We start from the raw sequence: 23,642 nt of genomic DNA on the forward strand, positions 1-23,642 counted from the left end.
TTAAGGTTAACAGCGGATGATCGGGACAGTTCGGTGAGTTGAGGAATTGTCGTGATGCGTAGACTTCTGATCGCTGCAGCGCTGCTGGGCGCAGTGCAAACCGCTCAAGCCGCCGATATGCCAGAATTCCCGGCGCTGCGCGGCTCGTTCCCCGAAGGACTAAGCTCAACGCGCTCGGTCTGGGAGGGCTACTATATCGGCGCCCAAGCTGGCGTCGGACAGTCCGACATGAATTTCACCGGGGCGACACGTACCCTCGCAGGCAGCCTGCTGGATGGCCTTGCAATGGAATCAGCCGGCCAGGTCTCGCAATGGCCATTGCTCGGCAAGACGTCGCGGCGAGGCGAGGGCTGGGGTGGCTTCATCGGCTACAATAGCCAGTGGGACGACGTCGTGATTGGCGTCGAAATGAGCTACATGCACGGCAAGTTCGGCGGCGACGCAAGCGGTTCGATGGGGCGCTCTTTCATCGATGCTCTCGGCTATACCAACGGCGTCACCTACGATGCCGCTGCGAAGATGTCGATTACGGATATGGGCACGCTGCGTGCCCGCGCCGGCTATGCCGTGGGATCGTTCTTGCCTTACATGTTCGGAGGTCTCGCGCTCGGACAGGCCGATATCGTTCGGTCAGCACGTATTCACGGGGTCGCCGTCAATGTAGCCGCAGCACCGGGCTTCCAGAACCTCCCGTTCGACTACAGCAAGACCGAAGGCCAATACAGCCATCTCATCTACGGCTACTCTGCTGGCCTCGGCGTTGACGTGAACCTGATCGGTGGGCTGTTCATGCGCGCCGAGTGGGAATACATCCGCTTCACCTCAACGGTCGATACCAATATCAATACCGTGCGAGCCGGCGTCGGCTACAAGTTCTGACCGGCCAAGGTCGCGCACGTTTGGCACGAGTTTGATCTCTGTTGACATGCCGTTTGACGAATGCTGCCTTACCGTGTCTGAGGATGCGGGGCAGTCATCATGAAAATCTACGGCGATCTGAATTCCGGCAATTGCCTGAAGGTGAAGTGGGTGAGCGATCACCTTAAACTTCCCTATACGTGGATTGATATCGACACCAGCAAGGGCGAGAGCCGGACGCCGGAGTTTCTGGCGCTTAACGGCGCCGGCCAGGTGCCGACCGTTGTGCTCGATGACGGCCGTCCGCTCGCGCAGTCCAATGCCATCATCCGCTATCTCGCCCGTGGCAGCGATCTGATCCCGACCGATGCCTATGATGCCGCCAAGATGGATGAATGGCTGTTCTGGGAACAATACAGCCACGAGCCCTATATCGCGGTGTGCCGCTATCAGATCGTCTATCTCGGCAGGGCGATTTCGGATCTCGATCCTGAGAAGCTCAAGCGCGGCTATTTCGCGCTGGTGCGTATGGAGCATCACCTGACGACATCGCGTTTCCTTGTGGGAGATCGCGTCTCGCTGGCTGACGCATCGTTGCTGGCCTATACGCGCGTGGCCCATGAGGGGGGCTTCCATCTCGACGGTTACGCGTCGATCAGGCGCTGGATCGCCGACAGCGAGAAGGCATTGGGCCTCGTATGAGCACGAAGGTCGTACTGCGGCCGGCGCAGCGCCAGGACGTCGCTGCAATCGTGGCGATGTTGGCCGATGATGCGCTCGGCCGTGGCCGCGAGCGTATCGAGGATCCGCTGCCGCAATCTTATTACGAGGCCTTCGATAAACTCGCGCATGATCCAAATATCCGGTTGATGGTTGCAGAAGGCGGTGACGGCAGCGTGGTCGGATGCCTGCAGCTCTGCATCCTGCCGGGCTTGAGTTCGCAGGGCGCCTCGCGAGCGCTCATCGAGGATGTTCGTGTGTCGACGACGCTGCGCAGCCAGGGCACCGGCGAACAGCTGGTGCGATGGGCCATTGGCGAGGCACAGGCGAGTGGATGCAAACTCGTCGAGCTGCTGACGCATCAGACCCGGGTCGATGCCCAGCGCTTCTACAAGCGGCTCGGTTTTGCTGACAGCCATGTAGGCATGACGTTGCGGTTCTAGAACGCGTCATCATCATGTCGTCCGGCGGACGCCGCGCGGCGCCGTTCGTTGAAGGCATCAGCAAAACCGGCGGTGGTACGCCGGGACGGGCGACGTCATCCGGCCATCAATCACGCGTGATAGCCCGGAAGTCGCTTGACGCTCCGGGTCGGTTCCCATATCCACGCCAGCGGGACACCTCCCCCCAACGGGAGGCTAGCTATCTGGAAGGATAGATTATGACTGCAGCGAAGCCTTCTTCGCGGCCCAACGTGCCGCATTTCTCCTCCGGCCCCTGCGCCAAGCGCCCCGGCTGGACCCCCGAAAAACTCACCGACGCAGCCCTTGGCCGTTCGCACCGTGCGAAGATCGGCAAGAACAAGCTCAAACTCGCGATCGATCTGACGCGTGAAGTGCTTGAAGTGCCCGCAGATTACCGCATCGGTATCGTGCCGGCATCGGATACGGGCGCTGTCGAGATGGCGCTGTGGTCGCTGCTCGGGCCGCGTCCCGTCACCACCATCGCCTGGGAATCCTTCGGCGAGGGCTGGGTCTCCGACATCGTCAAGGAGCTGAAGCTCAAGGACGTCACCAAGCTGCATGCCGGCTATGGCGAACTCCCCGACCTGTCGAAGGCCGATCCGAACTCGGACATCGTCTTCACCTGGAACGGTACCACTTCCGGCGTGCGCGTACCGAATGCCGACTGGATCAAGGCTGACCGCGAAGGCCTGACCATTTGCGACGCGACCTCGGCCGCTTTCGCGCAGCCGCTCGACTGGGCGAAGCTCGATGTCGTCACCTTCTCCTGGCAGAAGGCGCTCGGCGGCGAAGCCGCACATGGCATGCTCGTGCTGTCGCCGCGCGCTGTGGCGCGTCTGGAGAGCTACACGCCGCCGTGGCCGCTGCCGAAGATCTTCCGCATGACCAAGGGCGGCAAGTTGAATGAAGGCATCTTCGTCGGTGAGACCATCAACACGCCGTCGATGCTGTGTGTCGAGGACTATCTCGATGCGCTCGGCTGGGCCAAGTCGGTTGGCGGCCTCAAGGCGCTGATTGCGCGTGCCGATGCCAACACCAAGGCGCTCGCCGACTGGAAAGCGAAGACGCCGTGGATCGACTTCCTGGCGGCTGATCCGGCGATCCGCTCCAACACGTCGGTGTGCATGAAGGTGATCGATCCCGCGATCACCGCGCTCTCGCCGGACGCGCAGGCTGACTTCGCCAAGAAGCTGGTCGCAGCCGTCGAGAAGGAAAATGCCGGTTTCGACTTCGCGCATTATCGCGATGCGCCGGCTGGTCTGCGCATCTGGTGCGGTGCCACAGTTGAAGCCAAGGACGTGGAGATCCTCACGCAGTGGATCGACTGGGCCTTTGCCGAGACCAAGGCTTCGCTCGCCAAGGCGGCGTAGTTGCTCTTAACCTCTCCCCGCCTAGCACAGCTTCGCTGTGCGCGGGCGGGGAGAGGTCGGACATCGCGCGAGCGCGATGTTCGGGTGAGGGGCATGGCACTCAACTCTCCTCACTCCTGCATTCTCGGGTCGAAAGCGGCCCCTCATCCCGACCTTCTCCCCGTAAGAACGGGGAGAAGGAGCCTGCTGCGTTTGTCGCGCCTACACCGGCTCCCATTTCGAGGATCACATCCATGACCGCCCCCAAAGTTCTCATTTCCGACGCTCTCTCTCCCGCCGCCGTGCAGATCTTTCGGGATCGCGGCATCGACGTCGACTTCCAGCCGAACCTCGGCAAGGACAAGGACAAGCTCGCCGAGATCATCGGCAACTATGACGGCCTCGCCATTCGCTCGGCCACCAAGGCAACCGCGAAGATCCTTGAAAGGGCGACGCGCCTGAAAGTGATCGGCCGCGCCGGCATCGGCGTCGACAATGTCGAAATTCCCGCGGCGACCGCCAAGGGCATCATCGTGATGAACACGCCGTTCGGCAATTCGATCACGACCGCCGAACATGCGATCACACTGATGCTCTCGCTCGCCCGCGAGATCCCGCAGGCCGATGCGTCGACGCAGGCCGGCAAGTGGGAGAAGAACCGCTTCATGGGCGTCGAGATCACCGGCAAGACGCTGGGCGTGATCGGCTGCGGCAATATCGGCGCCATCGCGGCTGACCGCGCGCTTGGCCTGCGCATGAAGGTCATCGCCTTCGATCCGTTCCTGTCGCCGGAGCGCGCCAAGGATATTGGCGTCGAGAAGGTTGAACTCGACGACCTCCTCAAGCGTGCCGACTTCATCACGCTGCACACGCCGCTCACCGAGAAGACGAAGAACATCATCGATGCCGCTGCCATCGCCAAGATGAAGCCCGGCGTGCGCATCATCAACTGCGCCCGCGGCGGTCTGGTCGACGAGCAGGCGCTGGTCGATGCGCTGAATAGCAAGCATGTCGCCGGCGCTGCCTTCGACGTGTTCGTCGAGGAGCCGGCCACCAAGAACGTGCTGTTCGGCCATCCCAATGTGATCTGCACGCCGCATTTGGGCGCATCGACCACCGAAGCGCAGGAGAATGTCGCACTGCAGGTCGCCGAGCAGATGTCGGATTATCTGCTGTCGGGCGCGATCTCCAACGCGGTCAACTTCCCGTCGATCACCGCGGAAGAAGCACCGAAGCTGAAGCCGTTCATCGAACTCGCCGAGAAGCTCGGCTCGTTCGCGGGGCAGCTCACCGAGACCGGCATTGCCAAGGTGCAGATCACCTATGAAGGCGCGGTGGCCGAAATGAAGATCAAGGCCCTGACGTCTGCTGCATTGAGCGGGTTGCTGCGGCCGATGCTCGGCGACGTCAACGTCGTCTCCGCGCCGGCCGTTGCCAAGGAGCGCGGCATGGTAGTCGATGAAGTGGTGCGCGCGGCGCAGAGCGATTACGAAAGCCTGATCACCGTTACGGTTATCACCGAACGGCAGGAACGCTCCGTGTCCGGCACCGTCTATCATGACGGCAAGCCGCGGCTGGTTGATATCAAGGGTATCCGCGTCGATGCCGAATTCGGGAAGTCGATGATCTATGTCACCAACGAGGACAAGCCGGGCTTCATCGGAAAGTTCGCCTCGCTGCTCGGCGACGCCAAGGTCAACATCGCAACCTTCCATCTCGGCCGCAACGAACAGGGCGGTGACGCCATCGCGCTGGTGGAGATCGACGGCGTTGTGCCGGCCGATGTGCTGAGCAAGGTGCAGGCGCTGCCGCAGGTGAAACAGGCCAAGGCGCTGACATTCTGAGTGTCTCTTACCCGAACTGACATTGCCGAAATCCCCGTCCGAAAGGCGGGGATTTTTTCGTTTTGCGGAAAATGTTCACATTCAGGTCGGCGCGGCAGGTTTGCCCCCGCCCCGCACGTGTAAGGATTTGGGAACACTACCCCGATACATTTTACCCCGAGGAATCAGCGATCGAAAATCGCACGCCCGGGGGAATACAGCCGTGAAGCTCGCCAATATCCGTATTACGTACAAGCTCGTCGTTCTGGTGGCCGTCACCATGATCGGCCTCTGCGCCGCGGGCATTCTGGCCGCCTATATGGTCAAGAGCGAGATGCTCTCCGCGCGAACCGAGCAGCTGAAGTCGATCGTCGAAATCGGGACCAACGTAGCGGCCAGCATCCAGAAGGATGTCGCAGCAGGCAAGCTCACCAAGGAAGCCGCGACCGCCGAGCTGGTACGCCGCATCGAGCCGATGACCTATGACAACGGCAACTATCTATTCATCTACACGATGGACGGCGAAGTGGTTCATCTGCCGGGCTTCAAGGCGGGATCCAACCGGCTCGACGTCAAGGTTAGCGGCGTTGCCATTACGCGTGAATTCCGCGACGGCGTCGCAGCCAACGGCACGAAGATTCTGACCTACGAATTCCAGAAGCCCAATGAGCAAGTCCCGTCGCGCAAGATGGGCTATGCCGCGGCGCTTCCCGGCTGGAACATGTTTATTGCCACCGGCGCCTATCTCGATGACCTCGACGCCCATCTGAAACCGATCATCTGGGCGCTCGGCCTGGCCATGCTGGCCATTGCCGCAGTGGCGGGTGCGATCGCGTGGCTGATCGGCCGTAGCATCACCAAGCCGCTCGGCATGCTGGGATCGCGCATGGAGTCGCTCGCCAATGGTGCGCTGGATGAGGAAATTCCCGGCGTTGGCCGTAGCGATGAAGTCGGTGCGATGGCCAAGACGGTTCAGGTGTTCAAGGACAATGCGTTGCGTATCCGCTCGCTGGAACAGGTCGAGGCGGATGCGCAGGGCCGTATCGCCGCGGAGCGTCACGCTGCCATGGAGGCGATGGCCACGGATTTCGAGCGTAGCGTGACCGGTATCGTCCGCTCGGTCTCCACCGCCGCTGTCGGCATGCAGAGCACTGCGCAGTCGATGACGGCGACGGCGAGCGATGCAAGCTCGCGCGCCGCGACGGTCAGTGCAGCTTCGACGCGCTCGTCCGACAATGTTAGCACGGTTGCGGCGGCTGCGGAGGAATTGTCGGCGTCGGTCAGTGAAGTGCTGCGTCAGGTATCGGCCTCCAGTGAGATCGCCAGCAAAGCGGTGGGCGATGCCGAGCGCACCAATGCCACCGTTCAGATCCTGTCGAGCGGCGCTGAGAAGATTGGTGAAGTGGTACAGCTGATCCACAGCATTGCCTCCCAGACCAATCTGCTGGCGCTGAACGCGACCATCGAAGCCGCACGTGCCGGCGAGTCCGGTCGCGGTTTCGCGGTGGTGGCATCCGAAGTGAAGGCGCTGGCCAGCCAGACCGCCAAGGCCACCGAGGAAATTTCGGCGCAGGTCGCCGCCATGCAGGCATCGACCAGCGAGGCCGTTGCATCGATCGGCGCCATCACCGGTACCATCGCCCAGATGAGCCAGATCACCAACACGATCTCTGTGGCGGTGGAGCAGCAGGGCACGGCGACGCAAGAAATCGCGCGCAACATTCAGTCGGTGTCGGCCGGCGCGAATGAGATCAGCAATCATATCGGCGGCGTCAGCAGCGCAGCCGAGGCCACCGGCTCCGCGGCGTCACAGGTGCTGTCGAATGCAAAGGAGCTGGAGAGCCAGTCCGGCATGCTGCGCACCGCCGTGGATGAATTCCTCGCCAAGGTGAGAGCAGCCTGAGTCAAATCCTTCCCCGAGCGCGGCTTAGCTGCGCTCGGGGAGCTACCGGGCTGGGACTTGCCTGAACTATTGAGTTTCGGCCGCTGCGTCGTATCGCTGCACCACCGAATTTAAATCTGCACAATGATAGTTCATAGTGGTGCGCAGCTACCTGTAGCGCGACTTTTGGTGCATTCGAGGTAACCTATAACCGCGGTTGCAGAAACGGAACTACACACCACTTCACGAACTCGAAACTACACCCTGCGATGGTGACTCGCTTATTTCAGCGCGCCTTACAGGGATACTTCCCATGAATCGTTTGAAAATTTCGATCGGCCTTCGCCTCTACAGCATCATTGGCTTGAGCTTTCTTGGCCTCGCCGGGCTGGCCTGGATGCAGCTGAACACCCTCGGCGACTCCCTCAAGCAGCAGCGCCAGAGCGAATTGACCCATCTCACGGAGCTGGCGCTCGGCATCGCGCAGGAAGAATACGCGACGATCCAGCGTAGCGGTGTGTCGGACGAGGCCGCGCGCAAGACCGCAGCGGCGCGTATCGGCAAACTGCGCTACGGCAATGGCGATTACTTCTGGATCAACGACCTGCAGCCGCGCATGGTGATGCATCCGATCAAGCCCGAGATGAACGGCAGCGATCTCTCCGGCAACAAGGACCCGAACGGCAAGCGGCTGTTTGTCGAATTCGCTGATGTCGTGAAGAAGCAGAAGGCTGGCTTCGTCGATTATCTTTGGCCGAAACCCGGCAAGGACGCACCGCAGCCGAAGCTCTCTTATGTCGTCGGTTTCGAGCCCTGGGGCTGGGTCATCGGCACCGGCGTCTATATCGACGACTTGCAGGTACAGCTCTGGGAGAGTGCGCGCACCGTGATGATCGCGGCACTCGCGGTCATTGTCATTCTCGGCGCGCTTGCCTGGATGATTGGCCGCAGCATCACCATCCCGCTTCGCCGGCTCGGCGCGCGCATGCGCGGTCTCGCCGATGGCGCGCTGGATGAAGCGATCCCCGACGTCGACCGCGGCGACGAGATCGGCGCCATGGCCGCAACGGTTCAGGTGTTCAAGGACAACGCGGTGCGCATTCGCGGGCTCGACAAGATCGAGGTGGAATCGCAGGCCCGTGCTGCTGCCGAACGCCGTGCGGCTATGGAAAGCCTCGCCGATGATTTCGAACGCAGCGTCAACGGCATCGTGCGTTCCGTCTCCACCGCCGCGGCCGGCATGCAGAGCACTGCACAGTCGATGACGGCGACGGCAAGCGACGCGAGCTCGCGCGCATCGACGGTCGGTGCGGCATCGGCGCGTTCATCTGACAATGTCAGCACGGTTGCCGCCGCGGCTGAAGAACTATCGGCATCGGTCAGCGAAGTGCTGCGTCAGGTCGCAGCCTCCAGCGATATCGCCAGCAAGGCCGTAGGCGATGCGGAGCGCACCAATGCGACGGTGCAGCAGCTCTCTAGCGGCGCCGAGAAGATTGGCGAGGTCGTGCAGCTGATCCACAACATCGCCTCGCAGACCAATCTGCTTGCGCTCAACGCGACGATCGAAGCGGCACGCGCCGGTGAATCCGGCCGTGGCTTCGCGGTCGTCGCGTCGGAAGTGAAGGCGCTGGCGAGCCAGACAGCCAAGGCGACCGAGGAAATCTCGGCGCAGGTTGCGGCGATGCAGGCGTCGACGCAGGAGGCTGTCAACTCGATCAACGCCATCACCGGCACGATCGCGCAGATGAGCCAGATCACCACGACGATCTCGGCGGCAGTGGAAGAGCAAGGTTCGGCCACGCAGGAAATCGCGCGCAACATCCAGTCGGTTGCCGCTGGCTCGAGCGAGGTCAGCGCTCATATCGGCGGCGTCAGCGCAGCGGCGGAAGCAACGGGGCAGGCGGCAGGCATGGTGCTGTCGAATGCGAAAGAACTGGATGGCCAGTCGAGCATCCTGCGCAAGGCGGTGGATGAATTCCTCGCGAAGGTTCGCGCAGCGTAGAGCCTTTCCTCTTCTCTCGCGGAGAGCGAGCTCTTGTAGCGCTGCAATCGTTGCTCATCATCAAGTATCACAGGCTCGATGATTTGCGGGTTTGGTTTGTAAAGAACAAAAAAAGGTCTGTTCGGTATTCTTCTCCTCAATTGGTATTTGCACCCGCGACCTTTTTTGGAGAACTCATTGTGAAGATAAGTAATCTGACGATCACGCCCAAGCTAGGTATTCTGGTGGGTGTCATGTTGCTTGGTCTGTGCGCGTCTGGCGTTCTCGCGGGATATTTCGTTCAGCGCGAGATGATGACCTCAAGGATCGAGGAGCTTCGCCACTTCGTCGATGCCGCGCGCAGCGTGGCGATCGGATTGCAAAAACAAGTCGACGCCGGCCAGCTCACCAAGGAAGCCGCGATGGCAGAATTCGGTCGTCGTGCAAATACGATGACCTACGACAACGGCGCGGGCTACCTGTTCGGCTCCATGATGGACGGCGTGACGGTGTTGTCGCCGGATGCCAAGCAGATCGGTCAGAACCGTCTCGATGTGGTGACCAATGGCAAGGCGATCGGTCGCGAGTGGCGCGACAGTGTTGCTGCCAAGGGCGAGCACACGATGTTCTACGACTACGTCAAACCCGGCCAGACGGAGCCGCTGCGTAAGGTTGCTTATGCCGCTGCGATCCCGGGATGGAACATGTATGTGGGCGCCGGAGCCTATCTGGAAGACCTCGACGCCAGGTTGAAGCCGATCGTCTGGGCGCTCGGTTTGGCGATCCTTGCTATTGGTGCGGTCGCGGGCGGCATCGCCTGGATGATCGGTCGCAGCATCAGCCGCCCGCTCGGTCAGCTCGGCGCGCGGATGCGCACGCTGGCCGATGGTGCGCTTGAAGACGACATTCCCGGGACCGGGCGCGGCGATGAGATCGGTGCGATGGCATCGACCGTTCAGGTCTTCAAGGACAACGCGGTCCGGATTCGCGGGCTCGACAAGATCGAAGCCGAGACGCAGGCGCGCGCGTCTGCCGAGCGTCGTTCGACCATGGAGAGCATCGCCGATGATTTCGAACGCAGCGTCAACGGGATTGTTCGCTCGGTATCGACGGCAGCGGCAGGGATGCAGACCACCGCGCAATCCATGACGGCGACCGCCAGCGATGCCAGTTCGCGTGCATCGACGGTTGGAGCCGCGTCGGAGCGGTCGTCGGACAATGTCAGCACGGTTGCAGCCGCCGCCGAGGAATTGTCGGCTTCGGTCAGCGAAGTCCTGCGGCAGGTCTCGCAGTCGAGCCAAATTGCGAGCAAGGCAGTCGGCGATGCGGAGCGCACCAATGCGACCGTTCAGCTGTTGTCCAGCGGCGCGGAGAAGATCGGCGAAGTGGTTCAGTTGATCCACAGCATCGCCTCCCAGACCAATCTGCTCGCGCTGAATGCGACCATCGAAGCGGCGCGCGCCGGCGAGTCCGGCCGCGGGTTTGCGGTCGTCGCCTCTGAAGTGAAGGCATTGGCGAGCCAGACCGCCAAGGCTACCGAAGAGATCTCCGCCCAGGTCGCCGCCATGCAGGCGTCCACCAGCGAAGCCGTGCTTTCGATCAGCGCCATTACGGGGACCATCGCGCAGATGAGCGAGATCACCACCAGCATCTCCACGGCCGTCCAGGAGCAGGGCGAGGCCACGCGGGAAATCGCGCGCAACATTCAGTCGGTCGCGGCGGGCTCCAGTGAAATCAGCGAACATATCGGGGGCGTCAGCAGCGCAGCAGAAGCGACCGGGACGGCGGCCTCGCAGGTGTTGTCGAATGCCAGGGAGCTCGACACCCAGTCCGGCATGTTGCGGACGGCGGTGGACGAGTTCCTGACCAAGGTGCGTGCTGCTTAATTTCTTTCCCTCCCCCCCTTGCGGGGGAGGGTGGGTCGAACACGCGAAGCGGGTTCGAGACGGGAGAGGGGGCGGCCGAGCGCGGGGCTACCCCTCTCCCGCCTTCGCTTCGCTCAGGCACCCTCTCCCACTGCGCGCAGCTACGCTGCGCTGGGGGAGAGGGGAAGTCAGAGAGCCGCGCTCAACAGAAAAGCCCTCCCTTGCGGGAGGGCTTTCGTCGTTTCAGGCGGGGGCCTGCTCGCGTTGCTTACTTCGCCTTCAGGAAGTCGGCGACTTCGAGCAGCACGAACTCGTTGTCGTCGGCCTTGTTCGGCTCGCGGCTCGACGAGAACGGCAGGTTGTTGTCGTTGCCGACGATGATGTGGGTGGCATCAACCTGGTCGACGTTCTCGATGGTGAAGAACGGGAAGGTCAGCACGCCGTCATTCAGCGGCTTGCGGGCCAGCTTGTTCGGGTCCTGGATCTTCATCAGGTCGATGAAACCAATCTTGCGAACGGGCTTGCCGACATTGGCGTCGTTCAGTTCGATCTTGTAGACCTTCTTGAACTTGGCGAGATCCGGGAAGCAGTCTTCACCGCGCTTGCCGTCGGCGCAGGCCTTGTCCTTGGTGCCTTCGCCATTGTCGCGCTCGATAATCAGGCCGTTGTCGGCGGTGATCATGTTGAAGTCGCCGATGGCATTGCCGTTCTGTTCGAACACATACTGCCAGTAGCGACCGGTGAACTTCTCGTTGGCGACGTCGAATTCCAGGATGCGCGAAGCTTCCTTGCCGTCGACCTTTTCCCAGTCCTTCTTCTCGGCATCCCAGATCGGGCCTTCGAGCAGGCCGTAGAGGAACTTGCCATCCTTGGAGGAGGCGAAGCCTTCATAGCCCTTGGAGCGGCGCAGGTTGACCGTGGTGTAGGTGGCGCCCGGTGCGCCCGGCGACTGCACCGACCAATGGTCGGGCGAACGCACCGGCTTGCCGTCGGCGACGGTGTCGAACACAGCCAGAACCTTGCCGGTCTTGTCGGCCTTGATGATGTAGGGTCCGAATTCCTCGCCGATCCAGAAATTGTCGCCGACGATCTGGAAGCCTTCGGTGTCGACATCGGCGCCGGTCAGGTAGCGCTTGGCGGTGTCTTCATGAACGATGCGGAACGGCACCTTCTTGTCGGGATCGTGCAGGAACACGGTGGCCTGACGCTCGACCTTGCCGTTTTTCCAGTCGATCTTGTGATGATTGAGATAGATCATGTAGTCGGCCGAATTGTAGCGCGAGCCGGCGCCATTGTCGGTCAGCACCCAGAACGAACCGTCTGGCATCACCTTGATGCCGGAATGGCCCTGCAGCGGCTGGCCCTTCATCGGCAGCGAGATGCCGGTGGCGCGCTCGTAGGACTTGCCCATCACGGTGCCGAGCGCGTCGACGCGCTTGCCGGTGGTGTATTTGCCCGAGGTCTTCAGGTCGTTCGGCGCATCCGCAGGCGCATCGATGGTCGACGTCGCCGGCAGCACGGCATGGCCGGCGAGCTTGGCGGGGAATTCACCTTCGGTCTGGGCGAAAGCGGCGGATGTGAGCATGACGAGGGAAGCGACGGAGCAGAGGAATGTGCTGCGCATGGTGTGTCTCCTTGTGGTGACCATGCGGCGTGTTCTGAGGCGCGGGCGTTACGCTGCGCTGACAGTTCCGTGACAAGAAAATGACGAGAGGGGAAAACCCTGCGACATGCAGTCGCCGAGTCTGCGGGTTAGGCGCGGTTCCTCTTCGTTCAACCCACGCAAAACCATCGTCATGGCCGGGCAAAGCGCGAAGCGCGGCTTCGCTGGATGTCCCGGCCATCCACGTCTTCTTTGTGGCCGAGACGTGGATACCCGGCATTCGCCGGGCATGACGAACATACCTGCCGTGCGGTTCTATCTGAAATGCGCCTACTGCTTCTCGATCCCTGCATCCGTGATCAGCTTCTCCCACACCTTGAGCTGATCCTTCAGGAAGGCGTCGAATTCTTCCGGCGTACCGGAGAAGGCTTCCATGCCGCGGTTGGCAAGGTCTTTCTGGATCTCGGGGCGTTCGACGATCTTGCGGATTTCGGCGTTGAGCTTGACGACGATGTCCTTCGGCATGTTGGCCGGGCCGAGATAGCCCTGCCATGAGGTGATGTCGAAGCCCTTCACGCCGGCCTCGTCCATGGTCGGCAGATCCGGCAGAAGCTTGGAGCGATATTTCGTGGTCACCGCGAGCGACTTCAACGCCTTGGCGTTGACATGCGGCAGGCCGGTCGGGACGTCCACGAACATCATGCTGACACGGCCGGCGATGACATCGGTGAGCGCCGGTGGTGAGCTCTTGTAAGGCACGTGCAGGAGATCGAGCTTGGCGAGGCGGGCAAAGGTCGCGCCCGAGACGATCGCCGACGAACTGCCCGATGCGTAGGAGTACTTGCCCGGCTCTTTCTTGGCGAGCGCGATCAGCTCTTCCACGGAGTTGGCGGGAATCTCAGGATTGATCACCAGCATGAAGGGCAGGTCGCCGGTGCGCGCGATCGGCGTGAAATCCTTGATCGGATCATAGCTCATGGTCTTGAGCAGAAAAGGATTGGCCGAATGCGTCGTGTTGGTCGTGACGAACAGCGTGTAACCGTCGGCGGGGGCGCGGGCGACGAAACTGGCGGCGATCGAGCCATTGGCGCCGGCCTTGTTGTCGATCACGGTGTTGGCGTTCAGTGCGGTGCCGAGTTCCTTGGCGATCAGGCGCGTCGTGGTGTCGGTGCCGCTGCCGGCGGCGAAAGGGAGCACCAGCGTGATCGCCCGGTTAGGATAGTTCGCGATTTGTGCGATGGCATCCGGGGTCGCCAACAGCAGCGCTCCGATAAACGATGCGCTCGCCACACCGCGAAGAACTGAAAGTCCGTGCATTCCGCTTTTCTCCCTGAATCGGCTTTGGTAGCCCATATTTGTTGCGGGCAAACTAGCGGAGGTCGGTGACGCACGGAAGCGGAAAGGTATGCAGTTCAGGTGAGCGCGCTGTCGATGGTGTAGGCCATGCATCGACTTCTGCTGCACCGGGTCGACCTTATCGCGTTCGTGAGCGACAGCACCTGCAGACGGTCGCTGATCTCCGCAGCATCTCCACGTCGGGGTCGGTGCGAATGCCGGGGCGACCTCCGGAGCACGCACGGTCGGTTCGTCGCGATCCTTCTCGTCGCCGCTACTGCTTCCCGACCAGCGACAGGTTCAGCGCCGCGCAGGCGCAAAGCTCTTTGACAAATGCAAGGCAGCTCTTATATAAATTAGAATAATTCTAAACTAAGCAAGGTATTGATATGAAGGCGTTTTCGGAGCTTACCGAACGCGAGGTGCTGGCGGTTGCGATCTCCAGCGAGGAAGAGGACAGCCGGATCTATCTCAGCTTCGCCGAGGATCTGGCAGAGCGCTATCCCGATTCCGCGAAAGTCTTCAGCGAGATGGCCGAAGAGGAAAAGGGCCATCGGCATCTGCTGTTGCAGATGTATGAGGAGCGCTTCGGACCGAACCTTCCGCCGATCCGGCGCGAAGACGTCAAGGGCTTCATCCGCCGCCGACCAATCTGGCTCACGCGTAACCTGTCGCTCGACACCATCCGCAAGGAGGCCGAGAGGATGGAGTTCGAGGCCGAGCGCTTTTACGCCAGGGCCGCCGAGCAGGCGACGGATGTCGGCGTTCGCAAGTTGCTGGGCGATCTGGCCGAGCTGGAAAAAGGACACGAGCATCTCGCGGCCAAATTATCGGATGCCATCCTGACGTCCGACGTTCGTACGGTGGAGGACAACACCCGCCACCGGATGTTCGTCCTGCAGTATGTCCAGCCAGGTCTTGCGGGCTTGATGGACGGCTCCGTATCGACGCTGGCGCCGCTGTTTGCGGCCGCGTTTGCAACACATCACAACTGGCAGACATTCCTTGTTGGCCTCGCCGCGTCGATCGGCGCCGGCATTAGCATGGGTTTCGCCGAAGCACTGTCGGACGATGGATCCATGACCGGACGCGGCTCGCCGTGGCTACGTGGCGGCATCTGTGGGCTGATGACGACGCTGGGCGGTCTCGGCCATACTCTGCCTTATCTCGTGCCGGACAGCTGGCCGAATGCATTCTGGATCGCGACGGCCATCGCGGGTGTTGTCGTTTTTTTCGAACTCTGGGCCATCGCCTATATCAGGGCGCGCTATATGGATACGCCGTTCCTGCAGGCCGTCTTTCAGGTGGTGCTTGGCGGCGTCATCGTTCTGGCGGTGGGAATATTGATCGGAGGCGCGTAGTGGGTGGGGAGGCGTCAGATGGCGTCGCTGCGCGGGATGGCGTAGGTTCTATGCGCGGGAAACCCTGCTGCTCGTCCCGCCGATGATGAGTGTGTGCGATGCATGATCGCGGCAGGTGCGATCGCGGGCAGCTTACGGGTGAAGGAGCGTCCCATGTACGCTGCCATTCGTCAGAGCAAGGCAAAGACCGGCATGGCTGAGGAACTGACGCGCAGGATCAAGGAAGGTGCCATTCCGATCATCAGTGATGTCGAAGGTTTCATGGCCTATTATGTGGTCTATGCGTCCGACGATACGGTGACGGCGATCAGCATCTTCAACAATTTCGCGGGCGCCGAGGAGTCGAACCGACGCGGGCTCGCATGGAGCGAACAGAATCTGGCGCCCTTGCTGATTGGACCAGCTACAGCGATAGCCGGGCCGGTTATCGCTCATACGTTGGCATAACGCGCGCGAGACAGGTGCTATGCCGGACGGTGGCATGTGCGCGTAGATTACTCGCTAGATTCTCAATCTCCCAGCAGGCGCTTCGCGCCGGCGATTGCGCGGCGCGCGACTTCTTCGGGGCCGCGCTCCCGGGTCAGCGCATCCATCGGCACTTCGAGCGCGACCGGAATATGCTTCGGCAGGTGCGCGGCGATGGCGCAGAGGTCGATGCCGCCGTCGCCGGGTGGCAGCCGTTCAGCGCGCGCGGTGTGCAGCAGTCCTTCCACCGTGCCAGGCTTCTCCGCCGGAGCATCGCAAAAATGGAAAAACGGCAGCAAGCGCGATGGCATGTCGTCGAGTTCGGCGAGGCTGCTGTCGGAGCGGTCGAAATGCAGCGTATCGACAAGGATACCCGCATTGGCGCAGCCTGCGGTCTCGACGATGGCGCGCGCCTTGTGCAGGTTCGACACATTGGTCCAGGGAAAGAACTCCATCACCGGCATGATGCCGTATCGCGCCGCAAGATCGGCGATGGCCGCCAGTCGGTCGGCGAGGCGGGACAAGTCGGGATCATAGGGCGCGACGATGACATGGCGGGCTCCGAGCTCCGCGCCGGCGGTGAGTATCGGCTCAAGCGCCGCGACGTCGATCCCGGGCGTGATCTTGACGAGTTCAATATCGAGCACGTGCAGTCCGGTATCGGCGAGACGCGCCTTGGTTTGCCGCATCATCGCCTTGTCGTTCATCAGCGGGTAGCCAGGGCTTTCCGCGGTCACGGCGATCAGTCTCAGTCCGACACTCCGGTAGCCGCAGCGCGCGGCAACATCGATCATCTCTGGCGGCGCCAGCGATAGCACGGTGAGGTGGGCAAGCGAGAAAACGGTCATGTGATGTTTCTACTCCCGATGTCAGGCTGGCCGGAGCGGATGTTCGGTCTATCGCCGTGATGCGATGAATACGCCCGACAGCACCAGCACGTAACCGATAAGGTGAAACAGTTGCGGCTGTTCGCCGAGAAACGCGATGGCCAATACCGATCCGAACACCGGCATGAGATGCAGAAATGGTGCCGCGCGATTCGGGCCGATCAGCGCGATACCGCGATTGAAGAACAGATAGGCCAGCGCGGACGGAAAGATCATGGCATAGGCGAGCGTCAGCAGCGTCACGGTGTCGAAGATCAGCGGCGAGCCCGAGTTAAGTTCCCAGATGCTGACCGGCAGGGTCAGGATCGCGCCGCCGGCGGTGGTGAAAGCAATCAGCGACATCGGGTGCGTCACCGGTCGCCGCAGCATCAGCGCCGAATAGATGCCGAACACCAGGAGCGCTGCGAACAGCATCGCATCGCCCTTATTGATCTGGATACTGGCCAGCGCGGTGAGATCGCCGCGCAGGATGATGATCAGCACGCCGGCCATGGAAACCACGATGCCGAGCAGTTGCGCCAGCGTCAGTCTCACGCCGAACAGGATCAGCGTCCACAGCGCGACGCAGAGCGGGCCCGACGACTGGATCAGCAGCGCATTTAGGGCCTGCGTGTATTTCAGGCCCCAATAGGCCAGTACCGTATTGGCAGCGAAGCCGGTCAGCGCCAGCATGGTCATGAGAGAAAGCTGGGCGCGGAGGACCGGCCAGTCTGCGCGCAGATGCGTCCAGGCGAAGGGCAGCAACAGGAAAAAGGCCCCGATCCAACGCACGCAGGCCAGCGTCACCGGCGGGACGTGGCCGGCGACATAGCGGCCGAGCACGATATTCCCGGCCCAGAACAGCGAGGTGAGGCTGAGCAGGAGATAAGGCTGGTTGGCGAACCAGCCGACGATCGTTGGTCGCGGCGGAGCGGAAGGGGTCATCGGCTCGATGGTCAATGCAGCTTTCCATAGGCGGCAGTTCGCCGGGTGGCACAAGTCACGCTGGCGCGCGGGCACCATGCGCGGCAACGGAGCGCGCATCGGTAGATGCGTCGAATGGACGCCAGGAAGGAGCCTCGATTCAGGTATTTAGATGCCGAAAAACACGCAAAATCAGACGATTATACCTTTTCCGCCAGGCGAACATTAACTGCTTTCGAACGGCTAGCCGATAGAACTGAATCACAATGATGGAACTTGTTTCTTGAGTTGCGGGTCCGGATACCTCGTCGACGTTGTGCAGTGAGTGTGTCTGGAGCCGTTCGGCTTTGAGCGCACGACCGAGGGGTCGGCGCGACAGGAGATCGCAATGCCATTGTCCGCCTCCCAACCCAAACCCGGCCGTCGCCGGGGTCTCGGTCTTGGCCCGCGCATCATGTTGATGACGGTCTCCGGCATTCTCATCCTCGGCATCTGCATCACGCTAGTCGCCAAATATGTGCTCGAACAGGGCGCCGCCAAATCCGCGACGGAGCGGGTCGAGACCAATATGCGCGTCGCCTGGAACGTGCTGCGCGAGAGCGGTGACAAATACAGCATCGCGGATGGCAAGCTGCTTGCCGATGGCAAGCCGCTGAACGGCAATTTTGCAGCGGTCGACAAGATCAAGATGCTGGTCGGCGGCACCGCGACGATCTTCATGAATGACACCCGCATCTCGACCAATGTGATGAAGCCGGATGGCACCCGCGCTATCGGCACGCAACTGGCGAAAGGGCCGGCCTATGACGCAGTCTTCAATGGCAAGACCGCGTTCCGTGGTGAAGTGGCTATCCTCGGCGAGCCGTATATGACTGTCTATGATCCGATCTTCGACGCCAGCCGCAACGTGATCGGCATCCTCTATGTGGGCATCAAGAAGGTCGAGTTTCTCGAAACCGCCAACGACACGCTCTGGACCATTATCTATGCGACGCTCGGCGTGATGCTGCTCGCCATCATTGTCAGCTATGTTGTGGCGCGCAGCAGCGTGGTGCGTCCGTTGAAGGCAAGCATCGCCACGATGAACAAGCTCGCCAAAGGAGACCTCACCGTCGACGTTCCGGCAAGCAAGCGCGCCGACGAGATCGGGGAGATCATGGCGGCGCTGAGTGTATTCAAGGAGAACGGCCTCGAAGTCGAGCGCATGAAGGTCGCGCAGATCGCTACGGAAAGCCGCACGGCCGAACAGCGCAAGGCGGATATGATGAAGCTCGCCGCCGATTTCGAAGGCGCCGTCGGGCAGATCGTCGAGACCGTGTCATCCGCCTCGAAGGAACTGGAAGGTTCGGCCACCACATTGACGGCAACGTCGGATCGCTCGCAGGCTTTGGCGATCGCGGTGTCGGCGGCATCGGAAGAAGCTGCCACCAATGTGCAGTCGGTCGCATCCGCCACCGAGGAAATGTCGTCGTCCGTGCACGAGATCAGCCGCCAGGTGCAGGGCGCCGCGCGCATTGCCAGCGAGGCTGTTGCGCAGGCTGACAATACCAACAACCGCGTCAGCGAACTGGCGACGGCCGCGGCGCGCATCGGCGATGTCGTCGAGCTGATCAACAATATCGCGGGGCAGACCAATCTGCTCGCGCTCAATGCGACCATCGAAGCGGCGCGCGCCGGTGAGGCCGGCCGCGGCTTTGCGGTGGTCGCCGCGGAAGTGAAAGCGCTGGCCGAGCAGACCGCGAAGGCCACTGGCGAGATCAGCCAGCAGGTCAGCGGCATCCAGAAGGCGACCGAGGATTCGGTGTCGGCTATCAAGGAGATCTCCATGACTATCGGTCAGATGTCGGAGATCGCGTCGGCCATCGCATCGGCCGTTGAAGAGCAGGGCGCTACCACGCAGGAGATTTCGCGCAACGTGCAGCAGGCCGCAGCAGGCACCATGCAGGTGAGTTCGAACATCACCGACGTGCAGCGCGGTGTCGAAGAAGCAGGTTCCGCCTCGTCGCAGGTCCTGTCCGCAGCGCAGTCGCTGTCGAGCGAGAGCACGCGACTGAAGCATGAGGTCGGCAACTTCCTACGCTCGGTGCGTGCCGCGTAACTATCCACCGCGAAAGAAAAAATGGCATGCGCGAAGGCGTCCCAATTATTTCCGGGCAGAAATAATCGTCGCGCCTTGGCTGCATCTTGCTGAGAAAAATACCCGCTGAGTTTAGAACCATTAAAATCTGCGGCAGTGATGTCACACTGCCGCAGAATGCTTGTTGTTTGGAACGCTTCTATTGGCGGTGACGCTGCCGTCCCTCTAACCCCGATCCATCATATGAGGCATCCATCATCGCATATGTCGATGTGGATGAGATTTTGGGGATCACCTTGAACAACACCATTCGTCTGTCGCGTCTCGCGCTTCTGTCGTCGGTCTGTGCGCTCAGCGTCGTCACGCTCGATACTTCGCTGGCGCAGTCCAGTTCCACGCAGAGCGGCGCGCAGCCGCTGCCGCCTGTGGTCGTCAATCAGCCCAACCAGCAGCGTCGCCGTGCCACAGCTGCGCCGAGCCGCGCGCCGCGTGTCCGCACGGCAGTCGCGCCGCGTCCGGTTGCTCCGCGCCAGACCAATGTATTCGTGGAAAGCCCGCGCGGTCCGATCCAGGGCTATGTCGCCAATCGCAGCTCGACCGGCACCAAGACCAATACGCCGATCAATGAAACGCCGCAGGCGATCTCGGTGATCGGTGCGGAACAAATCCGCGATCAGAAGCCCCGTAGCTTCGACGACGTCCTGCGCTATGCGCCGGGCGTGTTGGCCGGCACCTTCGGCTCCGACTTCCGCAACGACTGGTTTCTGATCCGCGGCTTCAAGTCCGACGACAACAGCGTGTTTCTCGATGGCATGCAGCTGTTCTACACGTCCTATGCGAGCTGGAAGCTGCAGCCCTCCAACATGGAGCGCGTCGAAATCCTGCGCGGCCCGTCGGCGATCCTGTATGGCGGCTCCAGCCCGAGCGGCATTGTCAATGTCGTCAGCAAGACGCCGCAGGCCGATCCGATCCGCTACATCGAGACCGGCGTCGATAACTTTGGCAATGCCTATATTGGTTTCGACATCAACACACCGATCAAGCTGGCGCCGGGCAATGGCGAACTCTACACTCGCGTCGTTGGCCAAGTGCAGAACGGCGGAACGCAGACCGACTTTACGCCGAACAACAACTACTTCATCGCGCCGTCGGTGACCTGGAAGCCGGATGTTGACACCACGCTGACGATCCTCGCTTCGGCCTCGTATAACGAGACGCGTGCAGCGCAGTTCCTGCCTTACGTCGGAACCGTCACCGGAGCTCCCTTCGGTCGCATCCCGACCAGCTTCTTCGGCGGCGAACCGAATTTCGACAAGTTCAAGCGCGAGCAGGAAATGCTCGGTTACCAGTTCGAGCGCAAGCTGTCGGATAGCGTCACCTTCCGGCAGAACGCGCGCTTCGCCCATGTGGATGTGAACTACACCGGTGTCACCGGCAGCGGTTACGCCAATCAGACCACGGGGGATCTCGCTCGTTTTCCATTCGGCACACGCGGTATCGCCAACCAAGCGCAGATGGATAGCCAGGTCGAATACCGATTCAACACCGGCATCCTCAGCCACACCACGTTGTACGGCCTCGATCTGAAATATTATCAGATCAGTGATCGTCAGGCCTTCGCCTTCACCAGCGGTCCGATCAACGTCCTCAATCCAGTATATACCGGTGCGACGCTCACTGCCGCGCCGTACCGCGACTCGCAGCTGACCCAGCAGCAGCTCGGCGTATACTTACAGGACCAGATCAAGCTCGATCGCTTCACGCTGGTGCTCTCCGGCCGTAATGACTGGGTCGATACCAATGATGTCAGCCGCATTGCCGGCACCGCACCGCTTGGACGCAGTGCCAGCGCGTTCAGCGGGCGTGCCGGCCTGATCTACAATTTCGACAACGGCCTCGCGCCCTACATCTCCTATGCAACGAGCTTCAATCCGGTCATCGGGGTCAATGGTTCGGGACAGCTACTGCTGCCGGAAACGGGTCAACAGACCGAGGTCGGTGTCAAGTTCCAGCCGGTCGGCTTTGACGGTCACTTCGGCTTCGCCTATTTCGACCTGAAGCGGCAGAATGCGCTCACGACCGATCCCACCAACGTGCTGATTCCGACCCAGAGCGGCGAAGTGACGTCGCGCGGTATTGAACTCGAGGCTGTGGCCAATCTGGCGCCCGGCTTCAAGGTGCTCGGGTCGTTCACCCACTACCATCTGTTCGTCAGCAAGGACTTCGATCCGACGCTGATCGGCAAGACGCCGACCAACACGCCGCAGCAACTTGCATCCGGCTGGGCGGACTATACTTTCCAGGATGGCTGGCTGCGCGGCTTCGGCTTCGGCGGCGGTGTGCGTTATGTCGGCGGATCCTTTGCCGACCAGGCCAACACGCTCGCCGTGCCATCGCGAATTCTGGGTGATCTCGCGGTCCACTACGATTGGCAGAACTGGCGCTTCGCCGTTAATGCCAACAATGTGACCGATGAAATCTATGTGGCGAGCTGCGCGGGCCCTACGTCCTGCTTCTACGGCGATCGCCGCCGCGTGACCGGCAGCATCGGCTACAAGTGGTAACGGTACGGGCGAGCGAGACAGCACGACAATAGGTCGCTGTACGTCACGCTCGCCGCACGGTCGCCACGTCGAAATGATCTGCTCATGTCGTCTCCGGCTCGCGGGGGACGACATTTTCAGTAGTTGAAGAAGGATCGATCCCCTGAAAGCGCGTACTGCCCGCATCTGGTCGCTGATCCACAAATGGACCAGCCTTGTCTCGACCGTCTTTCTGCTGCTGCTGTGCCTCACGGGCCTGCCGTTGATCTTTCATCATGAGATCGACGAGGCGCTCGGCTATGCGCCGAAGATGGATGTGCATGTGCCGGGCGCGGCGAAGCTCAGTCTCGATGCCATCGGCCGCGCCGCGATCACGGATCATCCCGGCAGTGTGTTGCTCTATATGGCCTGGGACAAGGACGAGCCCGGGATGGTCTCGACCTTCACCAACACGTCGGTGACCTCCGATCCGCAGACCACGGTGGTGAAGGCATTCGATGCCTATACGGCGAAGCCGGTGGGTCTGCTCGGCACCGGCCCGATGCTGGTGATGTTGCGGCTACATACCGACATGTATCTCGGTCTCCCCGGCAAGTGGTTCATGGGTGTCATGGGCTTCCTCTTCATGATCGCCATCATCTCCGGCGTGGTGCTGTATTGGCCGTTCACGCGCCGTCTGAATTTCGCGGCGATCCGCAAACAGAAATCGCGCCGGGTGTTGTGGCTCGACTGGCACAATCTGCTCGGCGTGGTGACCATCGTATGGACGCTGGTGGTCGGCGGCACCGGCGTTATCAATGCCTATGCCGAAGTCATGCTCGGCATCTGGCAGCGTAATGAGCTGGCGGCCATGGCCGCACCCTATGCCGGCAAGCCCACGCCGACGCAGCTCGCGTCGCTGGACAAGGTCGTCGGCAATGCCATGAAGACGACGCCCGGCATGGATCCAGCCTTCATCGCATTCCCCGGCACGCCGTTCACATCGACGCATCACTTCGCCGTTTTTCTGCGCGGCGACACGCCTTTGACATCGCGGTTGGTGAAACCCGTGCTGCTCGATGGCGAGACCGGCGAGGTGTCCGACACCAGTGAGCTGCCGACCTATCTGAAGGCCGTGCTGGTCTCGCAGCCGCTGCATTTCGGCGACTATGGCGGCATGCCGCTGAAGATCATCTGGGCGCTGCTCACCGTCTTCACGATCATCGTGCTCGGCAGCGGGCTGTATCTGTGGGCAGTGAAGCGCAGCAAGGTCAGGCGCGGGGCGCGGCTGTCTGCCGGCGTGACGGCAGCGATCGGGCCATCGTCATGAGCGAGGTGCCGCAGCACAGAGCTAGCTGGTGGCGCGTGTTCGGCGCGCCGATCGTTGTCGGCGTCTTATCGCTGGCAGGCTTGCTATCGGCGCTGCTCGCCGGCGATCCCGGCCGCTATTTTGCGTGGTTCGGCGTCGGGCTGCCGATCGCGATTGCGGCATGGGCGTATTGCCGGAAGTGACTGAGAAAGCAGGGCGGATCAGCGAAGCGTAATCC

Annotated in this window: 18 protein-coding genes; 14 read left to right on the top strand and 4 right to left on the bottom strand. The window is 61.7% G+C overall.

The features are described 5' to 3' along the window. Nucleotides 1–54 precede the first annotated feature (54 nt). From AB8A23_RS29090 to AB8A23_RS29125, 8 genes are all read left to right on the top strand, one after another. Entirely contained in the window at nt 55–879 is an 825-nt protein-coding gene (locus tag AB8A23_RS29090; RefSeq protein WP_439057384.1) for an outer membrane protein, read from the top strand. A gap of 99 nt (nt 880–978) precedes the next feature. Further along, nucleotides 979–1,560: a glutathione S-transferase family protein gene (locus AB8A23_RS29095; protein ID WP_439057385.1), complete on the top strand. Its 582-nt coding sequence runs from the start codon at nt 979–981 to the stop codon at nt 1,558–1,560. Further along, on the top strand, nt 1,557–2,021 hold the full coding sequence (locus AB8A23_RS29100; RefSeq protein WP_439057386.1) for a GNAT family N-acetyltransferase: 465 nt from the start codon (nt 1,557–1,559) through the stop codon (nt 2,019–2,021). The genes AB8A23_RS29095 and AB8A23_RS29100 overlap by 4 nt, the downstream gene beginning before the upstream one ends. Before the next feature lie 218 nt (nt 2,022–2,239). Beyond that, a complete protein-coding gene (locus AB8A23_RS29105; protein WP_320447052.1) occupies nt 2,240–3,412 on the top strand; it encodes a phosphoserine transaminase in 1,173 nt (390 codons plus the stop codon). Nucleotides 3,413–3,645: 233 nt separating this feature from the next. Further along, complete coding sequence (serA, locus tag AB8A23_RS29110; protein ID WP_315840882.1) at nt 3,646–5,235, top strand: phosphoglycerate dehydrogenase; 1,590 nt, start codon at nt 3,646–3,648, stop codon at nt 5,233–5,235. 202 nt (nt 5,236–5,437) lie between these two features. Beyond that, the gene (locus tag AB8A23_RS29115) at nt 5,438–7,117 is read left to right on the top strand and encodes a methyl-accepting chemotaxis protein (RefSeq protein ID WP_439057387.1); all 1,680 of its coding nucleotides are present in this window, start codon (nt 5,438–5,440) and stop codon (nt 7,115–7,117) included. A 292-nt stretch (nt 7,118–7,409) separates the two neighbouring features. Continuing rightward, a complete protein-coding gene (locus tag AB8A23_RS29120) occupies nt 7,410–9,098 on the top strand; it encodes a cache domain-containing protein (RefSeq protein ID WP_439057388.1) in 1,689 nt (562 codons plus the stop codon). Between the two features lie 179 nt (nt 9,099–9,277). Further along, complete coding sequence (locus AB8A23_RS29125) at nt 9,278–10,963, top strand: methyl-accepting chemotaxis protein (protein ID WP_093759290.1); 1,686 nt, start codon at nt 9,278–9,280, stop codon at nt 10,961–10,963. Nucleotides 10,964–11,210: 247 nt separating this feature from the next. Here the strand turns inward: AB8A23_RS29125 and AB8A23_RS29130 are convergent, their stop codons facing one another. Then, nucleotides 11,211–12,566 (bottom strand): esterase-like activity of phytase family protein, encoded by a 1,356-nt coding sequence (locus AB8A23_RS29130; protein ID WP_093759289.1) that lies wholly within the window; start codon nt 12,564–12,566, stop codon nt 11,211–11,213. Between the two features lie 309 nt (nt 12,567–12,875). Beyond that, a complete protein-coding gene (locus AB8A23_RS29135) occupies nt 12,876–13,862 on the bottom strand; it encodes a Bug family tripartite tricarboxylate transporter substrate binding protein (RefSeq protein WP_439057389.1) in 987 nt (328 codons plus the stop codon). A gap of 407 nt (nt 13,863–14,269) precedes the next feature. Between AB8A23_RS29135 and mbfA the strand changes: the two genes are divergently transcribed. Continuing rightward, nucleotides 14,270–15,241: an iron exporter MbfA gene (gene mbfA, locus AB8A23_RS29140; protein ID WP_309947304.1), complete on the top strand. Its 972-nt coding sequence runs from the start codon at nt 14,270–14,272 to the stop codon at nt 15,239–15,241. 153 nt (nt 15,242–15,394) lie between these two features. Beyond that, a complete protein-coding gene (locus AB8A23_RS29145; protein WP_439057390.1) occupies nt 15,395–15,688 on the top strand; it encodes an antibiotic biosynthesis monooxygenase in 294 nt (97 codons plus the stop codon). A gap of 62 nt (nt 15,689–15,750) precedes the next feature. Here the strand turns inward: AB8A23_RS29145 and AB8A23_RS29150 are convergent, their stop codons facing one another. Next, nucleotides 15,751–16,554 carry a sugar phosphate isomerase/epimerase family protein gene (locus AB8A23_RS29150; RefSeq protein ID WP_439057391.1) on the bottom strand — a complete coding sequence of 268 codons (804 nt, stop codon included), beginning with the start codon at nt 16,552–16,554 and terminating at the stop codon, nt 15,751–15,753. A 48-nt stretch (nt 16,555–16,602) separates the two neighbouring features. After that, nucleotides 16,603–17,517 carry a DMT family transporter gene (locus tag AB8A23_RS29155; RefSeq protein ID WP_439060433.1) on the bottom strand — a complete coding sequence of 305 codons (915 nt, stop codon included), beginning with the start codon at nt 17,515–17,517 and terminating at the stop codon, nt 16,603–16,605. A 367-nt stretch (nt 17,518–17,884) separates the two neighbouring features. Between AB8A23_RS29155 and AB8A23_RS29160 the strand changes: the two genes are divergently transcribed. The 4 genes from AB8A23_RS29160 (at nt 17,885) to AB8A23_RS29175 (ending at nt 23,607) form a co-directional block, all read left to right on the top strand. After that, entirely contained in the window at nt 17,885–19,594 is a 1,710-nt protein-coding gene (locus AB8A23_RS29160; protein WP_439057392.1) for a methyl-accepting chemotaxis protein, read from the top strand. A 275-nt stretch (nt 19,595–19,869) separates the two neighbouring features. After that, nucleotides 19,870–22,137, top strand: a complete 2,268-nt coding sequence (locus AB8A23_RS29165) for a TonB-dependent siderophore receptor (RefSeq protein WP_439057393.1) — start codon at nt 19,870–19,872, stop codon at nt 22,135–22,137. A 220-nt stretch (nt 22,138–22,357) separates the two neighbouring features. Beyond that, on the top strand, nt 22,358–23,425 hold the full coding sequence (locus tag AB8A23_RS29170; RefSeq protein WP_439061209.1) for a PepSY-associated TM helix domain-containing protein: 1,068 nt from the start codon (nt 22,358–22,360) through the stop codon (nt 23,423–23,425). Beyond that, a complete protein-coding gene (locus AB8A23_RS29175; RefSeq protein WP_439057394.1) occupies nt 23,422–23,607 on the top strand; it encodes a hypothetical protein in 186 nt (61 codons plus the stop codon). Before AB8A23_RS29170 ends, AB8A23_RS29175 begins: the two co-directional genes overlap by 4 nt. Nucleotides 23,608–23,642 lie beyond the last annotated feature (35 nt).

The sequence above is a fragment of the Tardiphaga sp. 619_E2_N8_4 genome, assembly GCF_051810905.1.
GTDB lineage: Bacteria > Pseudomonadota > Alphaproteobacteria > Rhizobiales > Xanthobacteraceae > Tardiphaga > Tardiphaga robiniae.

Coding starts and splice junctions, on each gene's coding strand:
- AB8A23_RS29090 (WP_439057384.1), top strand. CDS start 55: ATGCGTAGACTTCTGATCGCTGCAGCGCTGCTGGGCGCAGTGCAAACC.
- AB8A23_RS29095 (WP_439057385.1), top strand. CDS start 979: ATGAAAATCTACGGCGATCTGAATTCCGGCAATTGCCTGAAGGTGAAG.
- AB8A23_RS29100 (WP_439057386.1), top strand. CDS start 1,557: ATGAGCACGAAGGTCGTACTGCGGCCGGCGCAGCGCCAGGACGTCGCT.
- AB8A23_RS29105 (WP_320447052.1), top strand. CDS start 2,240: ATGACTGCAGCGAAGCCTTCTTCGCGGCCCAACGTGCCGCATTTCTCC.
- serA (WP_315840882.1), top strand. CDS start 3,646: ATGACCGCCCCCAAAGTTCTCATTTCCGACGCTCTCTCTCCCGCCGCC.
- AB8A23_RS29120 (WP_439057388.1), top strand. CDS start 7,410: ATGAATCGTTTGAAAATTTCGATCGGCCTTCGCCTCTACAGCATCATT.
- AB8A23_RS29130 (WP_093759289.1), bottom strand. CDS start 12,566: ATGCGCAGCACATTCCTCTGCTCCGTCGCTTCCCTCGTCATGCTCACA.
- AB8A23_RS29135 (WP_439057389.1), bottom strand. CDS start 13,862: ATGCACGGACTTTCAGTTCTTCGCGGTGTGGCGAGCGCATCGTTTATC.
- mbfA (WP_309947304.1), top strand. CDS start 14,270: ATGAAGGCGTTTTCGGAGCTTACCGAACGCGAGGTGCTGGCGGTTGCG.
- AB8A23_RS29145 (WP_439057390.1), top strand. CDS start 15,395: ATGTACGCTGCCATTCGTCAGAGCAAGGCAAAGACCGGCATGGCTGAG.
- AB8A23_RS29150 (WP_439057391.1), bottom strand. CDS start 16,554: ATGACCGTTTTCTCGCTTGCCCACCTCACCGTGCTATCGCTGGCGCCG.
- AB8A23_RS29155 (WP_439060433.1), bottom strand. CDS start 17,517: ATGACCCCTTCCGCTCCGCCGCGACCAACGATCGTCGGCTGGTTCGCC.
- AB8A23_RS29160 (WP_439057392.1), top strand. CDS start 17,885: ATGCCATTGTCCGCCTCCCAACCCAAACCCGGCCGTCGCCGGGGTCTC.
- AB8A23_RS29175 (WP_439057394.1), top strand. CDS start 23,422: ATGAGCGAGGTGCCGCAGCACAGAGCTAGCTGGTGGCGCGTGTTCGGC.